This is a genomic window from Geodermatophilus sp. SYSU D00697 (genome assembly GCF_054050175.1).
In genome coordinates, this window is sequence record NZ_JBJGYV010000002.1 from 332,079 (window position 1) to 353,672 (window position 21,594).

Here is a 21,594-nt window from a genome sequence, read left to right on the forward strand (position 1 = left end):
TGCTCTGCATGCACGCCCGGACCACCACCATCCGCGGCAACCCCCACGCCGTCGACGACGGGATCGCCTACCTCCGCGACGAGGTGCTGCCTGTCATCGGCGAGACCGGTGGCTGGGTCGGGCTGTCCATGCTCGCCGACCGGGAGTCCGGCCGGTGCATCGCCACGACCGCGTGGGAGTCGGAGGCGGCGATGCGGGCCAGCGACGCGGACCTGCTCCCGATGCGGTTGCGCCTCGCCGAGCTGCTCGACGGCTCCCTGCAGGTGCACTACTGGCAGATCGCCGTCGTCCACCGCGCGCACGGGGCTCCCGACGGGGCCTGGACCCGGACGACCTGGATCCGCACCGACCCGGCGGAGGTGGACCGGCTCGTCGACGCCTACAAGGCCACGCTCCTCCCCCGCCTCGAGGCGATGGACGGGTTCTGCAGCGCGAGCCTGGTCGTCGACCGTCGGGAGGGCCGGGCCGGCGGCGCGGTCACCTTCGCCGACCGGAGGACCCTGGACCGGTCCCGCGCGGACGCCACGGCGGCCCGGGACGAGCTCGCCGCGACGGCCGGGGCCCAGCTCTCCGACGTCGGCGAGTACGAACTGGTCCTCGCCCACCTGCGCGTGCCCGAGACCGTCTGAGGCGGCCCCGCACGAGGTCGTTGTCACCGCGACGCCCGGCGAGGAGGCTCTGCTGCGCGGCGATGCCGCAGGGGCTCGCCGCCTCCCGGAAGGAGTGGTGGCATGTACGCCCGAACGACCACCGTCCGCGGCAACCCCGGGGCGATCGACGAGGCGACCGCCTACATGCGGGACGACGTGATGCCGAAGGTCCAGCAGATGCCCGGCTGCGTCGGCCTGTCCATGCTCGCCGACCGCGACTCCGGCCGCTGCATCGTGACCTCCGCGTGGGAGACCGAGGAGGCGATGCGGGCCACGATGGACCGGGTCGGGCCGATGCGCGACCAGGCCAGCCGGATCCTCGGCGGGCAGCCGGAGGTGCAGCTCTGGGAGATCGCCGTCCTGCACCGCGCGCACCAGGCACCCGACGGGGCGTGCACCCGGGTGACGTGGAGCCGCACCGACCCCGCGAACGTCGACCGGGTCGTCGACGCCTACAAGATGAGCCTGCTCCCCCGCCTCGAGGAGATGGACGGGTTCTGCAGCGCCAGCCTCATGGTGGACCGGCGGGAGGGGCGCGGCGCCGGCGCGGTGACCTACGCCGACCGGGCGACCCTGGAACGCTCCCGCACGAATGCCACGGCGGTCCGCGAGGAGTTCGCCGCGGCGATGGGCGCCCAGATCCTGGAGGTTGCCGAGTTCGAGCTGGTCCTGCACCACCTGCGGGTCCCAGAGACCGTCTGAGGGACGACCCCGTCCCCCGCAGCGGGACGGCCACCGCGGGGCGGGGCACCGGCCCCGCCCCGCGCGGTCAGGCGGCCCGCCACTCCCCCAGCCGGGCCAGGGCGGCCGAGCGCCGGTCGACCGGGCAGGAGCTCGACCGCAGCGAGGTCTCCGCGATCGACGCCAGCACCTCCCGCGACAGCCCGAACCGCTCGGCCGAGAGCGCGTACTCGTCGGCCGTCGTCGTCTGCACGAACAGCGGGCAGTCGGTGTTGAGCGACACCGGCACCCCGGCGGCCAGCAGCGCCGGCAGCGGGTGCTCGCCGAGGGACGGCACCACCTGCAGCGCCACGTTGGACGACGGGCAGACGTCCAGCGACACCCCGCGGTCGAGCAGCAGGTCCACCACGGCCGGGTCCTCGACGACCCGGACGCCGTGGTTCACCCGCACCGCACCCAGCTCCTCCACGCACACGCGGACGCTGTCCGGCCCGGCCGCCTCGCCCGCGTGCGGCACCGCGGGCAGTCCGGCGTCGGCCGCCCGCCGGAAGACCTCGACGAACAGCCCGGGCGGGAACCCGGCCTCGTCACCGGCCAGCCCGAGGCCGACCACGCCCCGGCCCGCGTACGCGAGCGCCAGCTCCAGCGACCGCTCCGCCGCCGGCGGTGGCAGCCCGCGGTTGACCCCGAGGACCACCCCCGCGGCCGACGCCCCGTCGGCGCCCGCCGCCAGGCCGTCCAGCACCGCCTCCACCACCGCCTCCTCCGGGCCGAGCCGCCCGGCGTAGGTGGGCGGGACCAGGTGCACCTCGGTCCACACGACCCCGTTCTCCCGCGCCGTGGTCAGCAGCTCGGCGGCGACCCGGCGCAGGTCCTCCAGCGACCCGATCAGGTCGCGGGCGGCCTCGTAGGCGACCACGAACTCCGACAGGTCGGCGAACCGGCCGGTGCGCGGAGCCGGCCGCCCGTACCGGTCGGCCAGCTCGGCGGCGGTCTCCGGCCGGATCGCCCCCTCCAGGTGCAGGTGCAGCTCCGCCTTGGGGAGCGCGACCAGGTCAGCGGTCACGAGATCCCCAGGTAGACCGTCTTCCCCCAGGTGTAGAAGTCGGTGGCCCGCGGCCCCTGCTCCCGGAAGGTGTTGGTCGAGGAGTCCTTCACCCCACCGAAGGGCACGTTGAGGTCCAGTCCGGCGGTCGGCCGGTTCACCTTCACCACGCCCACCTGCGCCCGCGCCGCGAACTCGTGCGCCGCCGACAGCGAGCCGGTGCAGACACCGGCAGTCAGCCCGTACGGCGAGTCGTTGACCGCCGCGATCCCGTCCTCGAGGCCGGCGACCTCGAGCACGGCCACGACCGGCCCGAACACCTCCTCGCGCACGATCGGGGCGTCGAGAGCGACGTCGGTGACCACGGTCGGCCGGAACCCCAGCCCCTCCGGTGCACTGCCGCCGGCGAGCACCGCCGCGCCGTCGTCCACGGCCCGGCGGACGGCGGTGACGTCCTTGTCCAGCTGGGCCTCGCTGACCACCGGGCCCATCGTCGTGCCGGGGGCCAGCCCGTCGCCCACGACGACCCGCTCGGCGGCCTCGGCGAGCGCGGCCAGGAAGGCCGACCGGACCCGTGGGGTCACGTACACCCGCGAGGTGGCGGTGCACGCCTGGCCGGTCAGCCCGAAGGCGCCCGCCGCGACGACACCCGCGGCCGCCACCGGGTCGGCGTCGTCGAGCACGAGGTAGGCGTTCTTGCCGCCCATCTCCAGCTGCACCCGTGCCCGACGGGCGGACAGCGTCTCCTGCAGGCCCAGACCGACGCGGGTGGACCCGGTGAACGACAGCGCGGCCACCCGCGGGTCGCGGGCGAGCGCGTCGCCGACGACGGCGCCGCGGCCGTTGACCACGTTGAGCACCCCCGGCGGCAGCCCGGCGTCGACCAGGGCGCTCGCCAGGTTCGCCGCGGTCAGCGGGGTCAGCTCCGCGGGCTTGAGCACCACGGCGTTGCCGCTGACCAGGGCCGGCGCCATCTTCCAGGCGGGGATGGCGATCGGGAAGTTCCACGGGGTGATGAGCGCGGCCACGCCCAGCGGCTCGCGCCGGGTGAGCACCGTCGTCCCCGGGGTGGCGCTGGGCAGGACCTCGCCGTCGGCCAGCCAGCCCTGGCCGCCGAAGTAGCGGAGGACGTCGATCGCGCGGCGGACCTCGCCGCGGGCCTCGGCCAGCGTCTTGCCCTCCTCCAGCACGAGGTCGCGGGCGACCTGCTCGTGCCGGGAGCGCAGCAGGTCGGCGGCGTCGAGCAGGATCGCCCCGCGGGCGGGCGCGGGCAGCGCCGCCCACGCCGGCTGGGCCTCCACGGCGGCCGACAGGGCCGCGTCGACGTCGGTGCCGGTGGAGGACGGCGCGGTCACCACCACCTCCCCCGGCCGGGCGGGGTTGTGGCGCTCGGTGGCGCCGTCGCCGGTCCACCGGCCGCCGATCAGGTTGCGGACGGTCGTGACGGCGGACTCGGTCAGGGTCGGGCTCATGGGATCTCCAGTTCAGAGGGTGCGGACGAGGCCGCCGTCGACCCGCAGCGCCGTCCCGGTCACGTAGGACGCCGGGGCGCTGCACAGGAACGCAGCAGCGGCGCCGAACTCCGCCGGGTCGCCGTAGCGGCCGGCCGGGATCGAGGCGCGCGACGCCGCCTGGACGTCGGCGACGGCCACGCCGCGCCGGGCGGCGGCGGCGGAGTCGAGGGAGGCGACGCGGTCGGTCGCGATCCGCCCCGGCAGGAGCAGGTTCACGGTGACGCCGTCGGCGGCGACCTCGGCGGCGAGGGTCTTGAGGTGCCCGGCCAGCGCGGCCCGGCCCAGGTTGGACAGCGCCAGGTCGGGCAGCGGGGCCGCGACCCCGCTGGAGCCGACGGCCAGGACCCGGCCCCAGCCGCGCTCGCGCATGCCGGGCAGCACCAGCGACAGCAGCCGCAGGTGCGGGCGCAGCAGGGTGTCGACCGCGGCGTCCAGCCCCTCGTCGGTGACGCCGGCAGCCGGCCCCGGCTTCGGGCCGGGCCCGTTGAGCACCAGGGCGTCGACCTCGCCGAACGCCTCGCGGGCGGCGGCGACCAGCGCGGCCGGGCCGTCGGGAGCGGTGAGGTCGACCTCGACCCCCACGGCCGACGGCAGGGAGGCCGCGATCTCCTTCGCGCGGTCGCCGCGGCGGCCGGACACGACGACGGAGGCGCCCTCGGCGGCCAGCGCGCGGGCGACCGCCTCGCCGAGCCCCCCGGTGGAGGCGCAGACGACCGCGCAGCGACCGGTCAGGCCGAGGTCCATCAGGCCACCCCCGCCACGGCCGGGACGGCGTCGAGGTGCCGGGCCAGCTGCTCGCGCAGCGCCTCCGGGAACCCTGCCGCGGGCGGGCGCACCGCGGCGTCGGCGACCAGCCCGCGCCGGCGCAGGCACTCCTTGCGGACGGCGAGCGCGATGCGCACCTGCTGCTCGAAGTTGACCAGCGGCAGCCACGGCAGGAACGCCTCGCGGGCCGCGGCGTACCCGCCGGCCTGCCACGCGGACACGCAGGCCTGCAGCCCCTCGGGGAAGGAGAACCCCGTCATCGCGCCGGACGAGCCGGCGGCCAGCTCGTCGAGCAGCCCGACGCCGCCGAGCCCGCCGAAGACCGGTGCCGGCTGTCGCGCGGTCAGCGTCGCGATCGCCACCGTCGTCGGCGGCGCCTCGGCCTTGACCGCGGCCACGAACGGCAGGTCGGCCAGGGCCGCGGCGAGCGTGTCGGCGGGGATGGAGACGCCGCTGACCAGCGGGTAGTCCTGGACGACGACCGGCAGCCCGGTCGCCTCGTGCACCGCGCGCAGGTGCGCGGTGAGCACGTCCGGCCGCGGTGAGTTGACCTGCACCATGACCGCGGCCAACCGCTCGCCGGCGGCCTCCCGGGCTGCGGTCGCCTCCTCGATCACCGGGCGGGTGCCCAGCGAGGTCATGCCGGCCACGATCGGCAGCGCGACGCTGTCGGCGACGGCCTCCAGCACGTCCCGGCGCTCGGCCGCCGACAGCTGCGCGGCCTCGCCGAAGACGCCGAGCACGGTCAGGCCGGTGACGCCGATCCGGGCGTAGTGCTCGACCAGCCGCACGAGGCTGCCCTCGTCGACGTCGAGGGTCGACCCGCTGAACGGGGTGGCCACGACGCCCCAGACGCCGGGCTCGAGATGTGTGCTCATGATCCACTCCAGACGGGTGCGCGCTTCTCCTGGAAGGCCCGCACCCCCTCGTCCTGGTCCTTGCTGTGCAGCGCGGCGACCAGCGCCGGCAGCCGCACGGTGTTGGCCTCGCGGGCGGTCAGGTGCTGCGTGCGCTGCACCGTCTGCTTGATGGCCTTCAGCGACAGCGGCGCGCAGGCGAGGACGTCGTCCACCCAGCGCTGCACGGCGTCGTCCAGCTCGGCGGCCGGCACGACCTCGGTGACCAGGCCCATGCGGTACAGCTCCGCGGCCGGCACCTTGCGGCCGGTCAGCAGCAGGCCCATCGCCTGGTGGTACGGGACCTGCCGGGGCAGGCGCACCATGCCGCCGTCCAGGGGCAGCCGGCCGATCCGCGGCTCGGTCAGCCCGAACCGGGCGGTGTCGGCGGCGACCACCAGGTCGCAGCCGAGCACCATCTCCATGCCGCCGCCCAGCGCCCAGCCGTTCACCCGGGCGATGACCGGCACGTCGAGGGTCTCCCGCAGCGACAGCGCCCCGAACCCGTCGGGGTCGAGGTCGGCCCAGTACTCCCAGCCGGTCTTGGCCACACCGGCCGTGGAGACGTCGGCGCCGGTGCAGAAGGCCCGCTCCCCCGCCCCGGTGAGGACGACGACCCGCACGTCCGGCGAGGCCTCGATCTCCTCCCAGGTGCGGCGCAGCCGGTCGTGCGCGGCCCGGTCGACGGCGTTGAGCACGTGGGGCCGGTCGATGGTGACCCGGGCGACGTGTCCGTCGAGCTCGTAGCGGATGCCGTGCTCAGCCCGGACGACGGAGCTCATCGCAGGACCCCTGACCCGGTCAGTGCCGTGACCTCGTCGTCGGTGAAGCCGTGGTCGCGCAGCACCTCGGCGTTGTGCTCGCCCAGCCGCGGCGGCACGTGCCGCACCGTCGCGGGCGTCGACGACAGGTGGATCGGGGCGTCCAGCGCCTTCACCGTGCCTGCGGTCGGGTGTTCCATCTCCACGACCATGCGGTTGACCAGGGTCTGCTCGTCCTCCAGCGCCTCGGCCAGGGTGCGGACCGGCGCGCAGAGGATGTCGACCGACTCCAGCGCCGCCACCCAGTGGTCGGTGGTGTTCGTCGCGAAGCGGGCCAGGAAGATCTCGCGCAGGTCGTGCCGGTGCTGCGCCTGCGCCTCCTTGGTCGAGAACTCCGGCCGCTGCGACAGGTCCTCGGGGAGCTCGAGCGCCTTGGAGATGTCGCGCAGCGGGTTCTCCTTGAACGCGCCGACCATGCAGACCGCGCCGTCGGTGGTCGGGAAGACGCCCGACAGCGGCATGGAGGCCCAGTTGACCTCGTAGCCCCGGTTGAGCTGCATGCAGGCCTCCTGCATCTGCATGTGCAGCATCGAGTCGTACATCGTGACGTCGACCTTCTGGCCCTCGCCGGTGCGCTCGCGGGCCAGCAGCGCCAGCAGGATGCCCTGCATCAGGTGCATGCCGGTCGTGTAGTCACACAGCGTCGTCGGGTAGACCGACAGCGGGATGTCCTCGGACTCCCGCCGCCACATCACGCCGGAGTAGGCCTGCGCGATGACGTCCTGGCCGCCCTTGTGGCTGTACGGGCCCGTGTCACCGAACCCGGTGCCCGAGGCCCAGATCAGCCGCGGGTTGATCGCCCTCAGCGCCTCGTAGCCGAAGCCGATGCGCTCCATCACCCCGGCCCGGAAGTTGCTGACGACGACGTCGGCGTCGCGCACCAGCCGGCGGATGACGTCCTTGCCCTCCTCGGAGCGGGTGTCCACCGACAGCGACCGCTTGTTCCGGTTGATGGACAGGAAGATCGGGTTGTCCAGGCCCGCCGGGTCGGGGAACGAGCTGCGGGACAGGTCGCCCACGCCCGGCCGCTCGACCTTGATGACCTCGGCGCCGTAGTCGCCGAGCAGCTGGGTGCAGCTGGGCCCCATGTACACCTGGGTGAAGTCGACGACGGTGATGCCGGACAGCGGCTGGGGCGTGGTTGCGGACGGCGTGGTCATGCGAGCACCTCCACGGGGGTGTCGATCGTGGCGTTGGGGGCGGGGACGTCACCGGGGTCGGCGCCCTGGTCGCGCATCCCCCGCTGGATGTCGGCCGGGTCGACTGCGCGGACGTCGACCCCCTGCGCGACGGCGAGGCCGGCCGCGATGCCCGCGGCCTGGCCCATCGCCATGCACGGCGGGATCTCGCGGGACATGCGCTGCGCGTCCGGGGTCGCCGAGTAGTGCCGGCCGGCGACGAGCAGCTGGTCGACGCCGGTGGGCAGCAGCGCGCGGTAGGGCGTGTAGTAGTCGCGGCCGCGGCTCACCGAGTCCGCGAAGTGCCGGCGGCTGGTGACGTCGTCCTTGGTGACGACGTACTCCCCCTGCAGCAGGCGGGTCTGGCGGACGCCCATCTGCTCGGCCACGTCGACCAGGAAGGAGTTCTCGAAGCCGGGCAGGTGCGCCTTCACGTAGGTGACCGCCTCGGAGATCTTGTCCCGGGCGTCGAACTCGGCCTGGGTGAGCGACGCCGGGTCGGTGCCGTCGTAGCCGGACATGTGCGGGGCGTTGCACCAGACGACGCCGGGCACCGGGGTGCGCAGCCACCACAGCTCCCACGCCCCGCCGAGCAGCCGCTTGATGGTGCGGTTGATCGCCCGGGCCTCGCGGGGGTTGCCCTGCTCGAACCGCTCCGCGGCCTCGACGTCGACCCCGCCGAGGCGGAAGACCAGCGTGGTCAGGTAGCTGTCCTGGACGAAGGGGGCGCCGGCGCGCGAGGCGACGTCGATGTCCCCGGTGGTGTCGATGACCACCTCGCCCATGACCGCCTGCGGGCCGGACTTCGTCTCGCACACCACCCCGCGCAGCCGGCCGTCGTCGACGATCGGGCGGGAGAACCAGGAGTGCAGCCGCAGGTCCACGCCGGACTCGCGGACCAGGTCGTTGGAGACCCGCTTCCAGCCGTCGGGGTCGAAGGCGACCGCGTAGCAGATCGGCTTGGGGTTGCTGTGGGTGTGGAAGTCGAAGGTCCCCCAGCGGCCCCACTTGTTCCACGTCTCGGTCGAGGCGTACCGCTCGTGCTCGGGCGGGTAGACGGCCAGGCCCAGCTTGGCCATCCGCTCGACGTACTCGTCGACGACGCCGGTCACGGTGATCTCGTCGCCGTTGACCATGTCGTCGAGCACCAGCACCATGCCGCCGGACGCCAGCCCGCCGAGGGCGGCGTAGCGCTCCAGCAGGGTGACCGAGGCGCCGCGGCGGGCCGCGGCGACCGCGGCGCTGACGCCGGCCGGGCCGCCGCCGACCACGACGACGTCCGAGCGGCCGACCACGTCGGCCCGCACGTCGGCGGAGGTCACGGAGAGGGTTCGGGGGTCCATCGGGGAGCTCACTTTCCGCAGAAGACGCCGCTGCGCCGGCGGGCGACCAGGTAGGTCGCGACGCTGAGCAGCGAGAGGACGGCGACGTACACCGGGAAGACCCAGTCCAGGCCCTGCTGCTGCAGCCAGACCAGGAGGTAGGAGGCGGTGCCGCCGAAGAGGGCGACCGCGACGCCGTAGCCGAGGGCCACGCCGGTGGCCCGGCAGTACTTCGGCATCAGGGAGGTCGCGACGACGTTGTAGAGGGTCATGTTCAGGACCAGCACGACCGAGCCGCCGAGGATGACCGCGGCGAAGCCCCAGATGCCGGGCTCGCTGTAGAGCAGGACCAGGAAGACCGAGGGGACGGCGAGCAGCCGGGTCACCAGGAAGGTCCTGGACAGGGTCTGGCGGTCGGCCAGCGCGCCGGTGAGCGGCGAGCCGATGAGCAGGACGACGGCCAGGGCGGTGGTGATCGCGAAGACCCAGGTCGGGTCCTCGCCGAAGGTGCCCCGGGCCATGCTCGGCAGACCGACGTTCCAGGCGTAGTTGTAGGCCTGCGCCGCGCCGACGACGAAGACGATGGCCAGGATGCCCAGCCAGTGCCGGCCGATGCCGCGCCAGACGGTGTTGCCGCCCTCGCGGGCCTCGGTGACCTCCTCCTCGGTGAGCGACTCCGGCAGCGCGCGGCGCAGCCAGATCACCACGACCCCGAGCAGGGCGCCGAAGGCGAACGGCACCCGCCAGCCCCACTCGAGCATGGCGTCGGCGCCGATGACGAGGCTGGTGAGGAAGCTGACCAGGGAGGCCAGCAGGATGCCGAGGTTGACGAAGAAGCTCATCAGGCCGGCCGCGCGGCCCTCCTTGCCCTCCGGGGAGAGCTCGACCGCGTAGGACGTCGACAGCGGGGCCTCGATGCCGGTGGAGGCGCCCTGCACCAGCCGGCACAGCAGCAGGACCACGCCGGCCCAGACGCCGAGCGTCGTGTACGTCGGCATCACCGCGATGACCAGCGTGGTCGCCGCCATCGCGGTGACCGACCACAGCATCACGCGGCGGCGGCCGAGGCGGTCGGCCACGGTGCCGAGGAGCACGCCGCCGAGCGGGCGGATGGCGAAGCCGACGGCGAAGACCGCCAGGGCCGACAGCGTCGCGGCCACCGGGTCGTCGCTCGGGAAGAACTGCGGCCCGATCAGCGCCGACAGCAGCCCGAAGATCATCCAGTCGTACCACTCGAGCGTGTTGCCCAGCCCCAGGCCCAGCAGTGCCCGGCGGGTGGCCGGGGACTGCTGCGGTCGGTCGTGGATCGTCTGCTGCTGCGGGGGCGGAGCTGCCTCAACGGTCATCGCCGGATCTCCTCGGAGCGCACGGGGGTGCGCGGGATCGCCACGGGAGCGGCCGGCGACCCCATGTGCGGGGTCGCCGAAGGCCGCTGGCGCGGTCAGGGTGAGTGTGGGACGTGCTCGGTGCGTGCGGTGCACCGGCCGCGGGGAGCGGCGGTGGGCCGTCACGGCACCGTCAGGCGGCGACTCGTCTCGTCACCGCAGGGGGCATCACCAGGTGGGTGGCGTGATCACCCAGACGGCCCGCGAGACCTCCGGGCCGGGGTTGCTGTACCAGTGCGGAACGGTGCTGGCGTAGCGGATGGAGTCGCCCGGGCCGAGCTCGTGGGCGACCCCGTCCAGGTGGACGACGTGCCGCCCGGAGATGACCAGCCCGAACTCCTCGCCGTTGTGCCGGTAGGGGGTGGCGCTGGTGTCGTAGCCGGGTGGCGTCTCGACCCACACCGCCTCCAGGGAGCCGGTGAAGTCGGGGGTGAGCAGTTCGTACGTCCCGTCGTCCTCGATGCCCAGACCGTGGCCGTCGAGTCGCCGCCGCTGGTCCTTGCGCACCACCGGCGAGCGGTTCTGCTCGGAGACGTACAGCAGCCGGCCGACGGGGATGTCGAGGCCGTGCGCCAGTTGGGCGAGCGTGGAGAACGAGGGGTTGCCCCGCCCGCGCTCGATCTGGCTCACGATCCCGGTGCTCAGCCCGGCCAGCTCACTGAGCCGCTCGAGGGTCAGGTTGCGCTCCTTGCGCAGGGAGCGGATCTGGTCCCCGAGGTCCGAGAGCATCGCCGAGATGGCCGGGCCGACCGACGCGGGTTCGTCGGGCAGTGCCATCGCGTCGACCTCCAGGTGCGGCGTCAGTGATCTACACGTTAGTGAAGTGCTTCACTCTGGTCAACGGTCGGCCGGCATTACGTTTCGGTTTCTTCACTCTGGTGCATGTTTCCGTGCCGTGTCCGTTCCGGCACCGAGGGGCTTCTCACACCACGCGGGTGAGGGCCGGCCACAGGTCGTCGCCGCCCCCGGCCAGCAGCCCGACGCCGAGCACCTCCGACCAGGCGCGCTCGCCGCCCGCCTCGTCCCGCCAGGACCAGCACCGCCGGGTGAGGTGGTGCAGCGCGTGCTCCTGGGTGAAGCCGATCGCGCCGTGCACCTGGTGGGCGAGGCGCGCCACGACCTCGACGGCGGCCCCCGCCCGCACCTTCGCCGCCGCGGCCGCGAGGACGACGTCCTGGTCGGCGGCGTGGTCGGCACCGGCCAGCCGCCGGACGGCGGCGTCGACCAGCGCGCTGACCGCGGTGACCTCGCCGGCCATCTCCGCCAGCTCCATCTGGACGGCCTGGAACCGCGCCAGCGGCCGGCCGAACTGCTGCCGCTCCCCCGCGTACCGCACCGTCCACGCCAGCACCTGCTCCAGCGCCGCCGCCAGCTGCACCGACCGCGCCAGCGCGTAGCGGGCCCGCAGCCCGGCGGCCCGCGCCGGGCTGAGCAGGGCACCGGCGGCCGGGGTCGCGGCGAACACCAGCGACCCCCGGGGCTCCCCCGCGAGGTTGCGCGCCTCGCTGGTCGCCAGCTCCGCCGCGTCGACCAGCGCCAGGACGGCCCCCTCGATCCCCTGCGGCGCGGTGGCGAGGACCGCGACGTGCCGCGCGACCCCGGACCACGCGACGTCGGTCGCGGTGCCGGTGAGCGTCCAGCGCCCGGGCCCGTCCCCGTCGTCGACCGGCTCGGCGTGCACCACGCCCTCGGTGGCGACGGTCAGCGGCTCCTCGACCGGGGGCAGGTCGAGGTCGGCGTCGAGCAGCGCGGGGCCGGCGACCAGCAGCTGCTCGGCGAGCGGCACCGCGGCGGCGCCGGCCGCCAGGGTCCGGACGACGGCCACCGCGTCGGGGAGCTCCCCGCCCGACCCCCCGGCCTCCTCGGGCAGGCCCACCCCGGTCAGCCCGGTGCCGACCAGGTCGGCCCACAGCCCGGCGTCCCACGGCTGCTCGGCGCTCAACGTGAACGGCTCGTGCGCGGCGAGGATGTCCCGGACGGTCTCGACCACCAGGTCCTGGTCACTCATCAGCCGTGCCCCCTGCTCGACTCCGCGCTCGCTCCGCTCCTCGGTCCGTGTCCCAGTCGCCCTGGCGGTCGCTCCGCTCCTCGCTCGCTCGCGCTCCCTGCGATGCTTCCTCCCTGACGGGCTCCGGGCATCTCCCCGCGATGCTCACTCGCTGTCGTCATCGCAGCCCCAGCCCGCGCGCCACGATCCCGCGGAGGATCTCGTTCGTCCCGCCCCGCAGCGTGTAGCCCGGCGCGTGCAACTGCGCCTCGGCCAGCGCCCGCCCCAGCGGGTCCGGTGAGTCCAGCGACGCCGGCACGTCCACCACCCGCCGGACCTCGTCGATCACGTCGGCCTCGAACGTCGTCCCGACGTCCTTGACCAGCGCCGCGGGGATGTCGGGCAGCTCGCCGCGGTCCAGCGCCGCGGCGATCCGCATCGACAGCTGCCGCAGGGCCAGCAGTCGCGCCGACAGCCGGCCCAGGGTGGCCAGCTGCGCGCGGTCGCCGGAGTCGCAGGCGCGGCGGGCGAACTCGGCGACCAGCGGGTAGGTCGAGAGGAAGCGCTCGGGCCCACTGCGCTCGAACGCCAGCTCCGCGGTCACCTGGTGCCAGCCCCCGCCCTCCTCCCCGAGCAGCATGTCCCCGGGGACGACGACGTCGTCGAACACCACCTCGTTGAAGTGGTGGCCGCCGTCGAGGATGCGGATCGGGTTGACCGTGATGCCGGGCAGCGACAGGTCCACGAGCAGCTGCGAGAGCCCCGCGTGCCGGTTCGACGGGTCCGCGGGCGAGGTGCGCACCAGGACGATCCCGTAGTGGGAGGCGTGCGCGTTCGACGTCCACACCTTGGCGCCGGTGACCACCCAGTCCCCGTCGCCGTTGCGGGTGGCCCGGGTGCGGATCGAGGCGAGGTCGGAGCCGGAGTCCGGCTCGCTCATGCCGATGACGAAGAAGCACTCCCCCGCGGCGATGCGCGGCAGGATCTCCTGCCGCTGCGCCTCGGTGCCGTACCGCAGCAGGTTCGGCCCGGACTGCCGGTCGGCGATCCAGTGCGCGGCGACCGGCGCCCCGACGGCCAGCAGCTCCTCGGTGACGGCGTACCGCTCCATCGCCGACCGCTCGTGCCCGCCGTAGCGCTTCGGCCAGGTCATCCCCAGCCAGCCACGCTCGCCCAGCTTCCGGGAGAACGCGGGATCGACACCGGAGAGCCACGTGTCGACGTGCGTGGCGAACGTGCCGGCGGCCAGCTCGGCGGCGAGGAACTCGCGCACCTCCGCCCGCACGCTCTCCGCGGCCTCGGACGGTGGCGCGGGCGCCAGGGACAGCGAGCTGGTCATGCGGTGCGACTCCCCACGTCGGTGTGGCCGTGCCCCACCGTTCCTACAGGGCGCCGCCGCTCCCGGCGCGCCGGGTCAGCGCTCGGGATCGTCGTCCGTCTCGGTCCCGCGGGTGAGCTGGCGCAGCTCCGAGACGACGTCCCCCGCGACCGTGGCCAGGGAGGTCACCGCGCCCGAGACCAGCCGGCGCATCCCGGAGCCGTCCAGCCCGAGGAGCGAACCGAACCCGGCGGCCACGTCCACCCCCGGGAAGGACGCGGCCGCGCCGCGCCCGTGTCCGTCGGCCAGCTCCGGGGACCACCGCATCGCGTCTCCGGACATCGTGATGTCACCGGTGGCGCCGTCGATCGCGTCGGTCACCGGGTTGGGGGAACGTTCCATGGCCGCCTCCCGCGCCGCACGAGCCCTGCGCCGATGGTCGCGCGCGCGGGGCCGGCGCGCTAGGGCATCCGGGTGATCGCCAGCAGGGCCACGTCGTCGGGTCGCACACCGCCGGCCAGCTCCGCGAGCAGCCGGTCGCAGAACCCGTCGGGGTCGTCGGTCCCCACCCGGACCGCGGCGTCCAGCAGGGTGGCCAGCCCCTCGTCGATGTCGGCGTCCCGGCTCTCCACCAGCCCGTCGGTGTAGAGCAGCATCGTGGCCCCCGGGGACAGCACGCCCGCCCACTCCGCGGTCGGCGCGGGCGCCGGCGGGGCACCCAGCATCCGGCTCGGGTGGACGTCGAGCAGCGCGGCGTCCTCACCGGAGACCACCAGCGGCGGCAGGTGCCCGGCCGAGGCCACGCGCAGCTGCCCGCTGGCCGGGTCGAGCGTCGCGAACAGCGCCGTCGCCATGCGCTGCAGCCCCAGGAGCGACCACGCGGACTGCAGCCGGTCGATGACCGCGCTCGGCGTCGCGCCGTCGGCCAGCAGGGTCCGGTAGACGCTGCGCAGCTGGCCCATGACCGCCGCCGCGGTGATGTCGTGCCCCACGACGTCCCCCACGGCCAGCGCCACCTGACCGCCGGGCAGCGGGACGACGTCGTAGAAGTCGCCGCCGACGTCGGCGCCGAGGCTGGCCGCGAGGTAGCGGACGGCGACCCCCAGGCCGGGCACCGGCGGCGGGGCGGGGGGCAGCAGGTTGGCCTGCAGGGTGTGCGAGGTCAGGGCCTCCAGCTCGAAGCGCTGCCCCTTGTCGACCACCTGGGAGACCTGGAGGGCCAGCTGCTCGGCGACCTCGACGTCGGCCGCGGTCAACGGCCCGCGTCGCCGGTCGGTGCCCAGGGTCAGCACGCCGAGCGTGCGGCCCTCCGCCCGCAGCGGCACGCAGACCAGGCTGAGCAGCTGCAGCGCCCGGGCGGTCGCCAGGTGTCGCTCGTCGCTCGTGACCTCCCTCAGCCAGGCGTCGGTGACCTCGCGGATCCAGACCGTCCGCCCCTGCTCCATCGCCTGCACGCCGGGGTGTGCGGGGTGGCGGACGGGCAGGTGCCGCTCCCGCAGCTCGTCGGCCAGCCGGCGCCGCCGCGGATCGCCGTGCCGAACCGCCGGGCGGGTCGGCCCGTGCTCGGTGACCAGGTCCAGGACGCAGATGTCGGCCAGCCGCGGCACCGCCAGCTCGGCCAGCCGCTCCGCCATCCGCGCCACGTCCGGCGCCGAGGCCATCAGCCGCGCGGCGTCGAGCAGGAACGCCGACCGCTCCGCCGCCCGCGCGGTCTCCTCGTACAGCCGGACCCGCTCCAGCGCCTGTCCGGCCTGCTGGCCGACGGTGGCCAGCAGGTCGAGGTCGGCCTGCGGCAGGCTGCCCCGGCGTCCCGGCTCGGTGAGCTCGACGAGCTCGCTGTCCCCGAGCGAGCCCAGCAGCAGCACCAGCGCCCCCAGGTGCCGGCTGTCGGCGTTCACCGAGACGACGACCAGCGCCTCCTGGCCGGTCTCCTCCATCGCCGCGGCCAGCCCCGGCCACACCGCGCGCACGCCCGCACCGAGGGGCACCGTGTGCACCCCGCCCTCGCGCACCAGCTCGGCACCCCCGACGGCGGCCGCCTCCATCTGCCGCAGCAGCTGCGGGGGGATGCCGTCGACGGCGACCAGCTCGATGGGCGGGACCGACGGTCCCGGGCGGGCCGCGTCGCGCCGCTCGGTGGCCAGCCACAACCCCGCGCCGCTGGCCCCGACCGCCGCCCGGCTGCGGGAGACGATCACCTGGGCCACCTCCCGGGCCGACGTGGCCGCCGCCAGCTCCGACACCACCTGCTGGAGCGTCCGCGAGCGGGCCTCCGACTCCGCCGCCGCGCGCTGCGCGGCCAGCAGCGCCCGCTCGTACCGCCGCCGGGACGTCGCCTCGAACACCGTAGCCCGCACCAGGACCGGCGCGCCCGAGGCGTCGCGCAGCTCGACGGCGTTGACCAGGCACGGCAGCAGCGAGCCGTCGCCCCGGGCGATGTCGAGCGCCACCTCCCGCACCGCGCCCTGCATCCGCAGCAGGGGCGCCATGTGCGTCTCGTAGAAGACCCGACCGCCGATGCTGAGCAGCTCCTGGAACCGCGTGCCCAGCAGCTCCCCGGCCGCCCGGCCGGTCCACTCGCAGAAGGTGCGGTTGACCTTGACCACCCGGCCGTCGGGCAGCGCGGAGAAGTAGCCGCACGGTGCGTTCTCGTAGAGGTCGGCCGGGTCGTCGTCGAGCAGCCGCTGCAGCCGGCCCGGGTCCTCCGGCCGGGGGCCGCCCGCGGGCTCCTCCATGGCGATCACCCGGGGAGGCGGGACAGGAAGGCCCGGATGGCGGCGGTGGTCTCCTCCGGCGCGCTCAGGTGCGGGCAGTGCCCGGTCGCGGACAGCTGCGTGAACACGCTGCCGGGGATCTGCTCGTGCACGTAGCGGCCCACCACGTGCGGGGCGATCGCGTCGGCGTCGCACTGCAGGACCAGCGTCGGCACGCGGACGCCCGGGAGGTCGGCGCGGTTGTCCGACAGGAAGGTCACCTGCGCGAACTGGCGGGCGATGTCGGGGTCGGTGCGGCAGAAGCTGTTGGCGAGCTCCTCGGTGAGCTCCGGCCGGTCGGGGTTGCCCATGATCACCGGGGCCATCGCCCTCGACCAGCCGAGGTGGTTGCTGTCGAGTGACTCGAGCAGCCCGGCGACGTCGGCCCGCGAGAAGCCGCCGGTGTAGTCCGCGTCGTCGACGTACCGCGGGCTGGGGCCGACCATCACCAGGGCGCCGACCCGCTCCGGGGCCTGCTGCGCGGCGAGGACGCCGATCATCGCGCTCACCGAGTGGCCGACGAAGACCACGTCCTCGAGCTCGAGCTCCCGGCACAGCTCCACGACGTCGGCCGCGTACCCCCGCAGCGAGCCGTACTTGACCGGGTCGTAGGCCGACAGGTCCGACCGCCCGGAGCCGACGTGGTCGAACAGGACGACGCGGTGGTCGACCTCGAAGTCCGGGGCGACGAACCGCCACATCTCCTGGTCGCACCCGAACCCGTGTGCGAACACCATGGGTCGACCCCCGTCGACCCCGGTCACGCGGACCCGGTTCCGCATGATCACGCTCACCGGCCGACGGTATCCGGACGGCCCCGTCCCTGTCCCCCCGTCCCCTCCCGGTGGAAGGCTCCTCCGGCGGATCCGCCCGCGGCGGCGCGCCGCCCCCGGGGATCCCGGCGGCCGCCGGGCTACCGCGCCGACGTCGCGCGGGGCGCGCCGCCGGCCACCCGCGGACCTCGTCGGCCCGCCGCCAGGGCGTCCGCCCTCAGTAGCGCGAGGTGCCGCAGTCGGAGCAGCGCTTGCGCGGCGGCTGGGTCTCCCGCTGGCAGTTGGGGCAGGTCCAGGCCGAGCGCTCGGGACGCGGGCGGGTCCGGGAGCCGGGGGCGCGGCGGGTCGGACGGGGGGCGGTGGGTGCGGTCATGGCTTCCTCCTGAGGTGTGCAGGCCCGACGGTAGGCAGACGACATGACGTCGAGATGACCTACGAGTTGCCGTCCCGGTCCGTTCCCGTGATCGGCGCCAGAGGCCTTGGTCCCCGCTCCTGGGCCACAGCACGGGTCCGGTCGCAGCCGTGGTGGGTCCCGCACCGGCCGGGGACGACGGGTTCCTCCGCCGACGTCCCGCCGCAGGTCACGGTCGCCCTGCCCGGCGAGTGCTGAGAGGGTGGCCCGGAGCGGGCCCCGGCCACCACGATGAGGCCGCCGTCCGAAGCCCTGGAGGTCCCGTGACCCTGACGTCGCCGTCCGCCCGCCCGGCCGCCGAGATCGGCCCGCCGCCCCCGTTCGACCCGGAGTGCGCGGTCGCGCTCGAGGCGTTCGCGGAGGTCTTCTCGACCCCGCTCACCGCCGAGCAGATCCCGGCGCTGCGGCAGGCCGAGCTCACCCCGCGACCGACCGACGAGGAGCTGCGCCGCGGCGGCGCGTTCACCGTCGAGGACCGGACGGTCCCCGGCCCGGAGGGGGCGCCGGAGATCTCGCTGCTCGTCTGCCGGCCCACCACCGCGACCGGCCCGACGCCGGCCATCTACGCCATCCACGGCGGCGGGATGATCATCGGCGACAACCGCTCCGGCGTCCTGGGCATGGTGGAGCAGGCCGAGCAGCTCGGGATGGCGGTGGTCTCGGTCGAGTACCGGCTGGCGCCCGAGACGCCGCACCCGGGCCCGGTCGAGGACTGCTACGCCGGCCTGGTCTGGACCGCCGCCCACGCCGAGGACCTCGGCATCGACCCGGCGCGCATCGTCGTGGGCGGCGTCAGTGCCGGCGGTGGCCTCGCCGCGGCGGTCGCCCTCCTGGCGCGCGACCGCGGCGGTCCCGCGCTGGCCGGGCAGCTGCTGCTGTGCCCCATGCTCGACGACCGCAACGACACCGTCTCGGCCCACCAGATGGCCGGCCTCGGCGTCTGGGACCGCACGGCCAACGGCACCGGCTGGACGGCGCTGCTCGGGGACGCCCGCGGCGGCCCCGACGTCTCCCCCTACGCCGCACCGGCACGGGCCACCGACCTGTCCGGCCTGCCGCCGGCGTTCGTCGACGTCGGCTCCGCCGAGACCTTCCGCGACGAGGACGTCGAGTACGCCACCCGGATCTGGCAGGCCGGCGGGGTCGCCGAGCGGCACGTGTGGCCGGGCGGCTTCCACGGCTTCGACGGGTTCGCCCCGGACGCCACCATCTCCACGGAGGCGCGGGCGGCGCGCACCCGCTGGTTGCGCCGGCTGCTCGGTGGTTGAGCGGCGGCTACCCGGCGGCTGAGGGCCGGTGCCCCACGACGAGGACGGCGACGCCGGCGTCGAGGTCGACGGTGCTGTGCGGCGGCGCGCCGTCCTCGTCGTCCGCGCGCCTGGTCTGCTGGACCCGCTGCTGCTCGAGGTCGGCCTCCCGGCCCGGCGCGAGCGCCGCGGAGAACACGTCGATCCCGCCGGCGGACAGCGCGTGCCGGGACCGGCGGGTGACCGGGCTGCGCCGGCCCAGGCGCGCCCACGCGGACTCGGCGACCCCGAGGACGACGAGCAGCAGCACCAGACCCGGCAGGGTCAGCGACAGCAGGAGTCCGGGACCCACGGCACCGAGGGTAGGGCTCACTGGTGCGTCCGCCGCACGATCCGGGAATGCAGGGGCACCATGGGCGATTGCTCCTGAGCCGAGACACCGACAGAGAGACGCGCAGTGCCGACGACGCAGCCAGAGGTCGTTCCCCACCCCGAGATCGAAGCCGAACAGCAGTACGTCGAGGAGCTCTACGGCCGCCTCGACGCCGCCCGCGACCTCGCCGAGCAGCGGCTCAAGCAGGCCATCTCCTGGCCCGCGGTCGACCCGCAGGCGCTGCAGGAGCGCGACGCCACCGTGCGGTTCCAGACCGAGCGGGTCACCGCGCTCGACGCCGCCGAGGCGGGCCTGTGCGTCGGGCGGATCGACCGCACCGACGACGGCCCGCTCTACATCGGCCGGATCGGGCTGGCCGCCGACGACGCCGGGGGCGACCCCGCGCTGGTCGACTGGCGCGCGCCCGCGGCCCGGCCCTTCTACACCGCCACCCCGGTGCACCCGCTGGGCGTGTCCCGCCGCCGGCACATCCGCACCCGCGGGCGCCGGGTGGTCCGGCTCGACGACGAGGTGCTCACCTCCGGGGGAGCCGGCTCCGGCCTGACCGGCGAGGCCGCGCTGATGGCGGCGCTGGACACCGCGCGCACCGGCCGGATGACCGACATCGTCCGCACCATCCAGGCCGAGCAGGACCGCATCATCCGCGCCGACGACCGCGGGGTCCTCGTCGTCCAGGGCGGGCCGGGCACCGGCAAGACCGCCGTCGCGCTGCACCGCGCGGCCTACCTGCTCTACACCCACCGCGAGCGGCTGGCCCGCCGCGGCCTGCTCGTCGTCGGGCCCACGCCGACCTTCCTGCGCTACATCGCCGACGTCCTGCCCTCGCTGGGCGAGACCGGCGTGCTGCTGGCCGGGCTGGGCCAGCTGCGCCCGGGCCTGGACGCGCGCGGGACCGAGTCGCCGGAGACCGCGGCGGTGAAGGGACGGCTGGAGATGGTGGAGGTGCTCGAGCGCGCCGTCACCGACCGGCAGGTGGTCCCCGCCGGGCCGCGGGAGGTGGTCGTCGACGGCTTCCCCCTGCGGCTGCGGCCCATCGACGTGAAGCGGGCCCAGAACGCGGCGCGCAAGGCCGACCGGCTGCACAACCTGGCCCGGCCGCACTTCGCCCGGCGGATCGTCGACGTCCTCACCAAGCGCTACGCGGAGCGGATCGGCGCCGACGTCCGCGGCGGGGCCAACCTGCTCGACCGCGAGGACGTCGCCGCGCTGCGCCGGGAGGTCGCCGCCGAGCCCGCCGTCCGGCTGCTCGTCGACGACCTGTGGCCGGTGCTGACCCCCGAGCGGCTGCTCACCGAGCTGTTCGCCGACCCGGACCGGATCGCCACCGCCACGCCGGAGTGGGACGACGCGACGCGGGCGCTGCTGCACCGCCCTCGAGGATCGGCCACCTCCCCGTCAGCATGGACCCCGGCCGACGTCCCGCTGCTGGAGGAGGCCGAGGAGCTGCTCGGCTTCGACGACAGCGCGCAGCGGGCCCGCGAGGAGCGCGACCGCCGCCGCCGGCTGGCCCAGGCGCAGGAGACCCTCGACGTGCTGCACGGCTCACGCTCGATCGACCTCGAGGACGAGCACCTGGAGGCCGAGGTGCTCAGCGCCGGCGACCTGATCGGCGCCGAGGAGCTGGCCGAGCGACAGCGGACGCTCGACACCCGCACCACCGCGGAGCGGGCCGCCGCCGACCGCACCTGGACCTTCGGGCACGTCGTCGTCGACGAGGCCCAGGAGCTCTCGCCGATGGCGTGGCGGCTGCTGGTCCGCCGCTGCCCCACGCGGTCGATGACCGCGGTCGGCGACCTCGCCCAGACCGGCACGCTCGCCGGGGCCGACGCCTGGGACGAGACGCTGCGCCCGCACGTCGGCGACGCCTGGCGGCTGGAGGAGCTGACCGTCAACTACCGCACGCCGGCCGAGATCATGGCCGTCGCCGCCGACGTCCTCGCCGCCGGCGGGACCGGCGCGACCTCGCCGCGCTCGGTCCGGCCCGGCACCTCCGCGCCGTGGGCCGAGCTGACCGGCGAGGAGGAGCTGGCCGCACGGGTCGCCGAGGTCACCGCCGAGCTCGCCGCCGCGGAGGGCACCACCGCGGTGATCGCACCGGCGAGCCGGGTGGCCGAGGTCGCCTCGGCGGTGGCCGCGCGGGTGCAGCAGGTCACCAGCGGTCCGGACGCGGACTCCTCGCTGGGCCCGGTGGTGGTCACCCCGACCGAGGCCAAGGGACTGGAGTTCGACAGCGTGCTGGTCGTCGACCCGGCGCGGGTCCTCGACGAGGGCGTCCGCGGGCACAACGACCTCTACGTCGCCCTCACCCGGGCCACCCAGCGGCTCGGCGTCCTCTCCCCCGGGGCGCTGCCCGCGGAGCTCGCCCGCCTCGCCTGAGGCGGGGTCGCCGTCGGCTCGGGCGGGCCGGCCCCGCGGCGTCGTCGCCGACCTCGCGGTGCACCGCGAGGTCGGCG

20 protein-coding genes are annotated in these 21,594 nt (G+C 75.2%); 4 read left to right on the top strand and 16 right to left on the bottom strand.

What is annotated here, in order from left to right; translation table 11 throughout:
* The first annotated feature begins 8 nt into the window (after nt 1-8).
* On the top strand, nt 9-629 hold the full coding sequence (locus ACI79C_RS03495) for a hypothetical protein (protein WP_456944217.1): 621 nt from the start codon (nt 9-11) through the stop codon (nt 627-629).
* 102 nt (nt 630-731) lie between these two features.
* The gene (locus tag ACI79C_RS03500; RefSeq protein ID WP_456944218.1) at nt 732-1,352 is read left to right on the top strand and encodes a putative quinol monooxygenase; all 621 of its coding nucleotides are present in this window, start codon (nt 732-734) and stop codon (nt 1,350-1,352) included.
* A 67-nt stretch (nt 1,353-1,419) separates the two neighbouring features.
* Here ACI79C_RS03500 and add read toward each other — a convergent pair whose 3' ends face one another.
* From add to ACI79C_RS03575, 15 genes are all read right to left on the bottom strand, one after another.
* A complete protein-coding gene (gene add, locus ACI79C_RS03505) occupies nt 1,420-2,397 on the bottom strand; it encodes an adenosine deaminase (protein ID WP_456944219.1) in 978 nt (325 codons plus the stop codon).
* Nucleotides 2,394-3,848 carry an aldehyde dehydrogenase family protein gene (locus tag ACI79C_RS03510; protein ID WP_456944220.1) on the bottom strand — a complete coding sequence of 485 codons (1,455 nt, stop codon included), beginning with the start codon at nt 3,846-3,848 and terminating at the stop codon, nt 2,394-2,396. The genes add and ACI79C_RS03510 overlap by 4 nt, the downstream gene beginning before the upstream one ends.
* A 12-nt stretch (nt 3,849-3,860) precedes the next feature.
* Nucleotides 3,861-4,634: an SDR family oxidoreductase gene (locus ACI79C_RS03515; protein WP_456944221.1), complete on the bottom strand. Its 774-nt coding sequence runs from the start codon at nt 4,632-4,634 to the stop codon at nt 3,861-3,863.
* A complete protein-coding gene (locus tag ACI79C_RS03520) occupies nt 4,634-5,533 on the bottom strand; it encodes a dihydrodipicolinate synthase family protein (protein WP_456944222.1) in 900 nt (299 codons plus the stop codon). The genes ACI79C_RS03515 and ACI79C_RS03520 overlap by 1 nt, the downstream gene beginning before the upstream one ends.
* Nucleotides 5,530-6,333, bottom strand: coding sequence for an enoyl-CoA hydratase-related protein (locus ACI79C_RS03525; protein WP_456944223.1), 804 nt, complete (start codon nt 6,331-6,333; stop codon nt 5,530-5,532). Before ACI79C_RS03525 ends, ACI79C_RS03520 begins: the two co-directional genes overlap by 4 nt.
* Nucleotides 6,330-7,532, bottom strand: a complete 1,203-nt coding sequence (locus ACI79C_RS03530) for a CaiB/BaiF CoA transferase family protein (RefSeq protein ID WP_456944224.1) — start codon at nt 7,530-7,532, stop codon at nt 6,330-6,332. Before ACI79C_RS03530 ends, ACI79C_RS03525 begins: the two co-directional genes overlap by 4 nt.
* Nucleotides 7,529-8,893, bottom strand: coding sequence for an FAD-dependent oxidoreductase (locus tag ACI79C_RS03535; protein ID WP_456944225.1), 1,365 nt, complete (start codon nt 8,891-8,893; stop codon nt 7,529-7,531). The genes ACI79C_RS03530 and ACI79C_RS03535 overlap by 4 nt, the downstream gene beginning before the upstream one ends.
* 8 nt (nt 8,894-8,901) lie before the next feature.
* The gene (locus ACI79C_RS03540) at nt 8,902-10,218 is read right to left on the bottom strand and encodes an MFS transporter (protein ID WP_456944226.1); all 1,317 of its coding nucleotides are present in this window, start codon (nt 10,216-10,218) and stop codon (nt 8,902-8,904) included.
* A 207-nt stretch (nt 10,219-10,425) separates the two neighbouring features.
* Entirely contained in the window at nt 10,426-11,034 is a 609-nt protein-coding gene (locus ACI79C_RS03545; protein ID WP_456944227.1) for a helix-turn-helix domain-containing protein, read from the bottom strand.
* Nucleotides 11,035-11,179: 145 nt separating this feature from the next.
* On the bottom strand, nt 11,180-12,265 hold the full coding sequence (locus tag ACI79C_RS03550; protein ID WP_456944228.1) for an acyl-CoA dehydrogenase family protein: 1,086 nt from the start codon (nt 12,263-12,265) through the stop codon (nt 11,180-11,182).
* 157 nt (nt 12,266-12,422) lie between these two features.
* Nucleotides 12,423-13,583, bottom strand: a complete 1,161-nt coding sequence (locus ACI79C_RS03555; RefSeq protein ID WP_456944229.1) for an acyl-CoA dehydrogenase family protein — start codon at nt 13,581-13,583, stop codon at nt 12,423-12,425.
* A gap of 75 nt (nt 13,584-13,658) precedes the next feature.
* A complete protein-coding gene (locus ACI79C_RS03560; RefSeq protein ID WP_456944230.1) occupies nt 13,659-13,964 on the bottom strand; it encodes a hypothetical protein in 306 nt (101 codons plus the stop codon).
* Between the two features lie 59 nt (nt 13,965-14,023).
* Nucleotides 14,024-16,297, bottom strand: coding sequence for a SpoIIE family protein phosphatase (locus tag ACI79C_RS03565; protein WP_456944231.1), 2,274 nt, complete (start codon nt 16,295-16,297; stop codon nt 14,024-14,026).
* A 5-nt stretch (nt 16,298-16,302) separates the two neighbouring features.
* A complete protein-coding gene (locus ACI79C_RS03570) occupies nt 16,303-17,109 on the bottom strand; it encodes an alpha/beta fold hydrolase (RefSeq protein WP_456944232.1) in 807 nt (268 codons plus the stop codon).
* 196 nt (nt 17,110-17,305) lie between these two features.
* Complete coding sequence (locus ACI79C_RS03575) at nt 17,306-17,461, bottom strand: hypothetical protein (RefSeq protein WP_456944233.1); 156 nt, start codon at nt 17,459-17,461, stop codon at nt 17,306-17,308.
* Nucleotides 17,462-17,763: 302 nt separating this feature from the next.
* On the opposite strand from ACI79C_RS03575, the gene ACI79C_RS03580 reads away from it, so the two are divergent.
* Nucleotides 17,764-18,768, top strand: a complete 1,005-nt coding sequence (locus ACI79C_RS03580; protein WP_456944234.1) for an alpha/beta hydrolase — start codon at nt 17,764-17,766, stop codon at nt 18,766-18,768.
* A gap of 7 nt (nt 18,769-18,775) precedes the next feature.
* On the opposite strand, the gene ACI79C_RS03585 is transcribed toward ACI79C_RS03580, so the two are convergent.
* A complete protein-coding gene (locus tag ACI79C_RS03585; RefSeq protein WP_456944235.1) occupies nt 18,776-19,099 on the bottom strand; it encodes a DUF6191 domain-containing protein in 324 nt (107 codons plus the stop codon).
* Between the two features lie 105 nt (nt 19,100-19,204).
* Between ACI79C_RS03585 and ACI79C_RS03590 the strand changes: the two genes are divergently transcribed.
* Nucleotides 19,205-21,517, top strand: coding sequence for a HelD family protein (locus ACI79C_RS03590; RefSeq protein WP_456944236.1), 2,313 nt, complete (start codon nt 19,205-19,207; stop codon nt 21,515-21,517).
* The last annotated feature ends 77 nt before the right edge of the window (nt 21,518-21,594 follow it).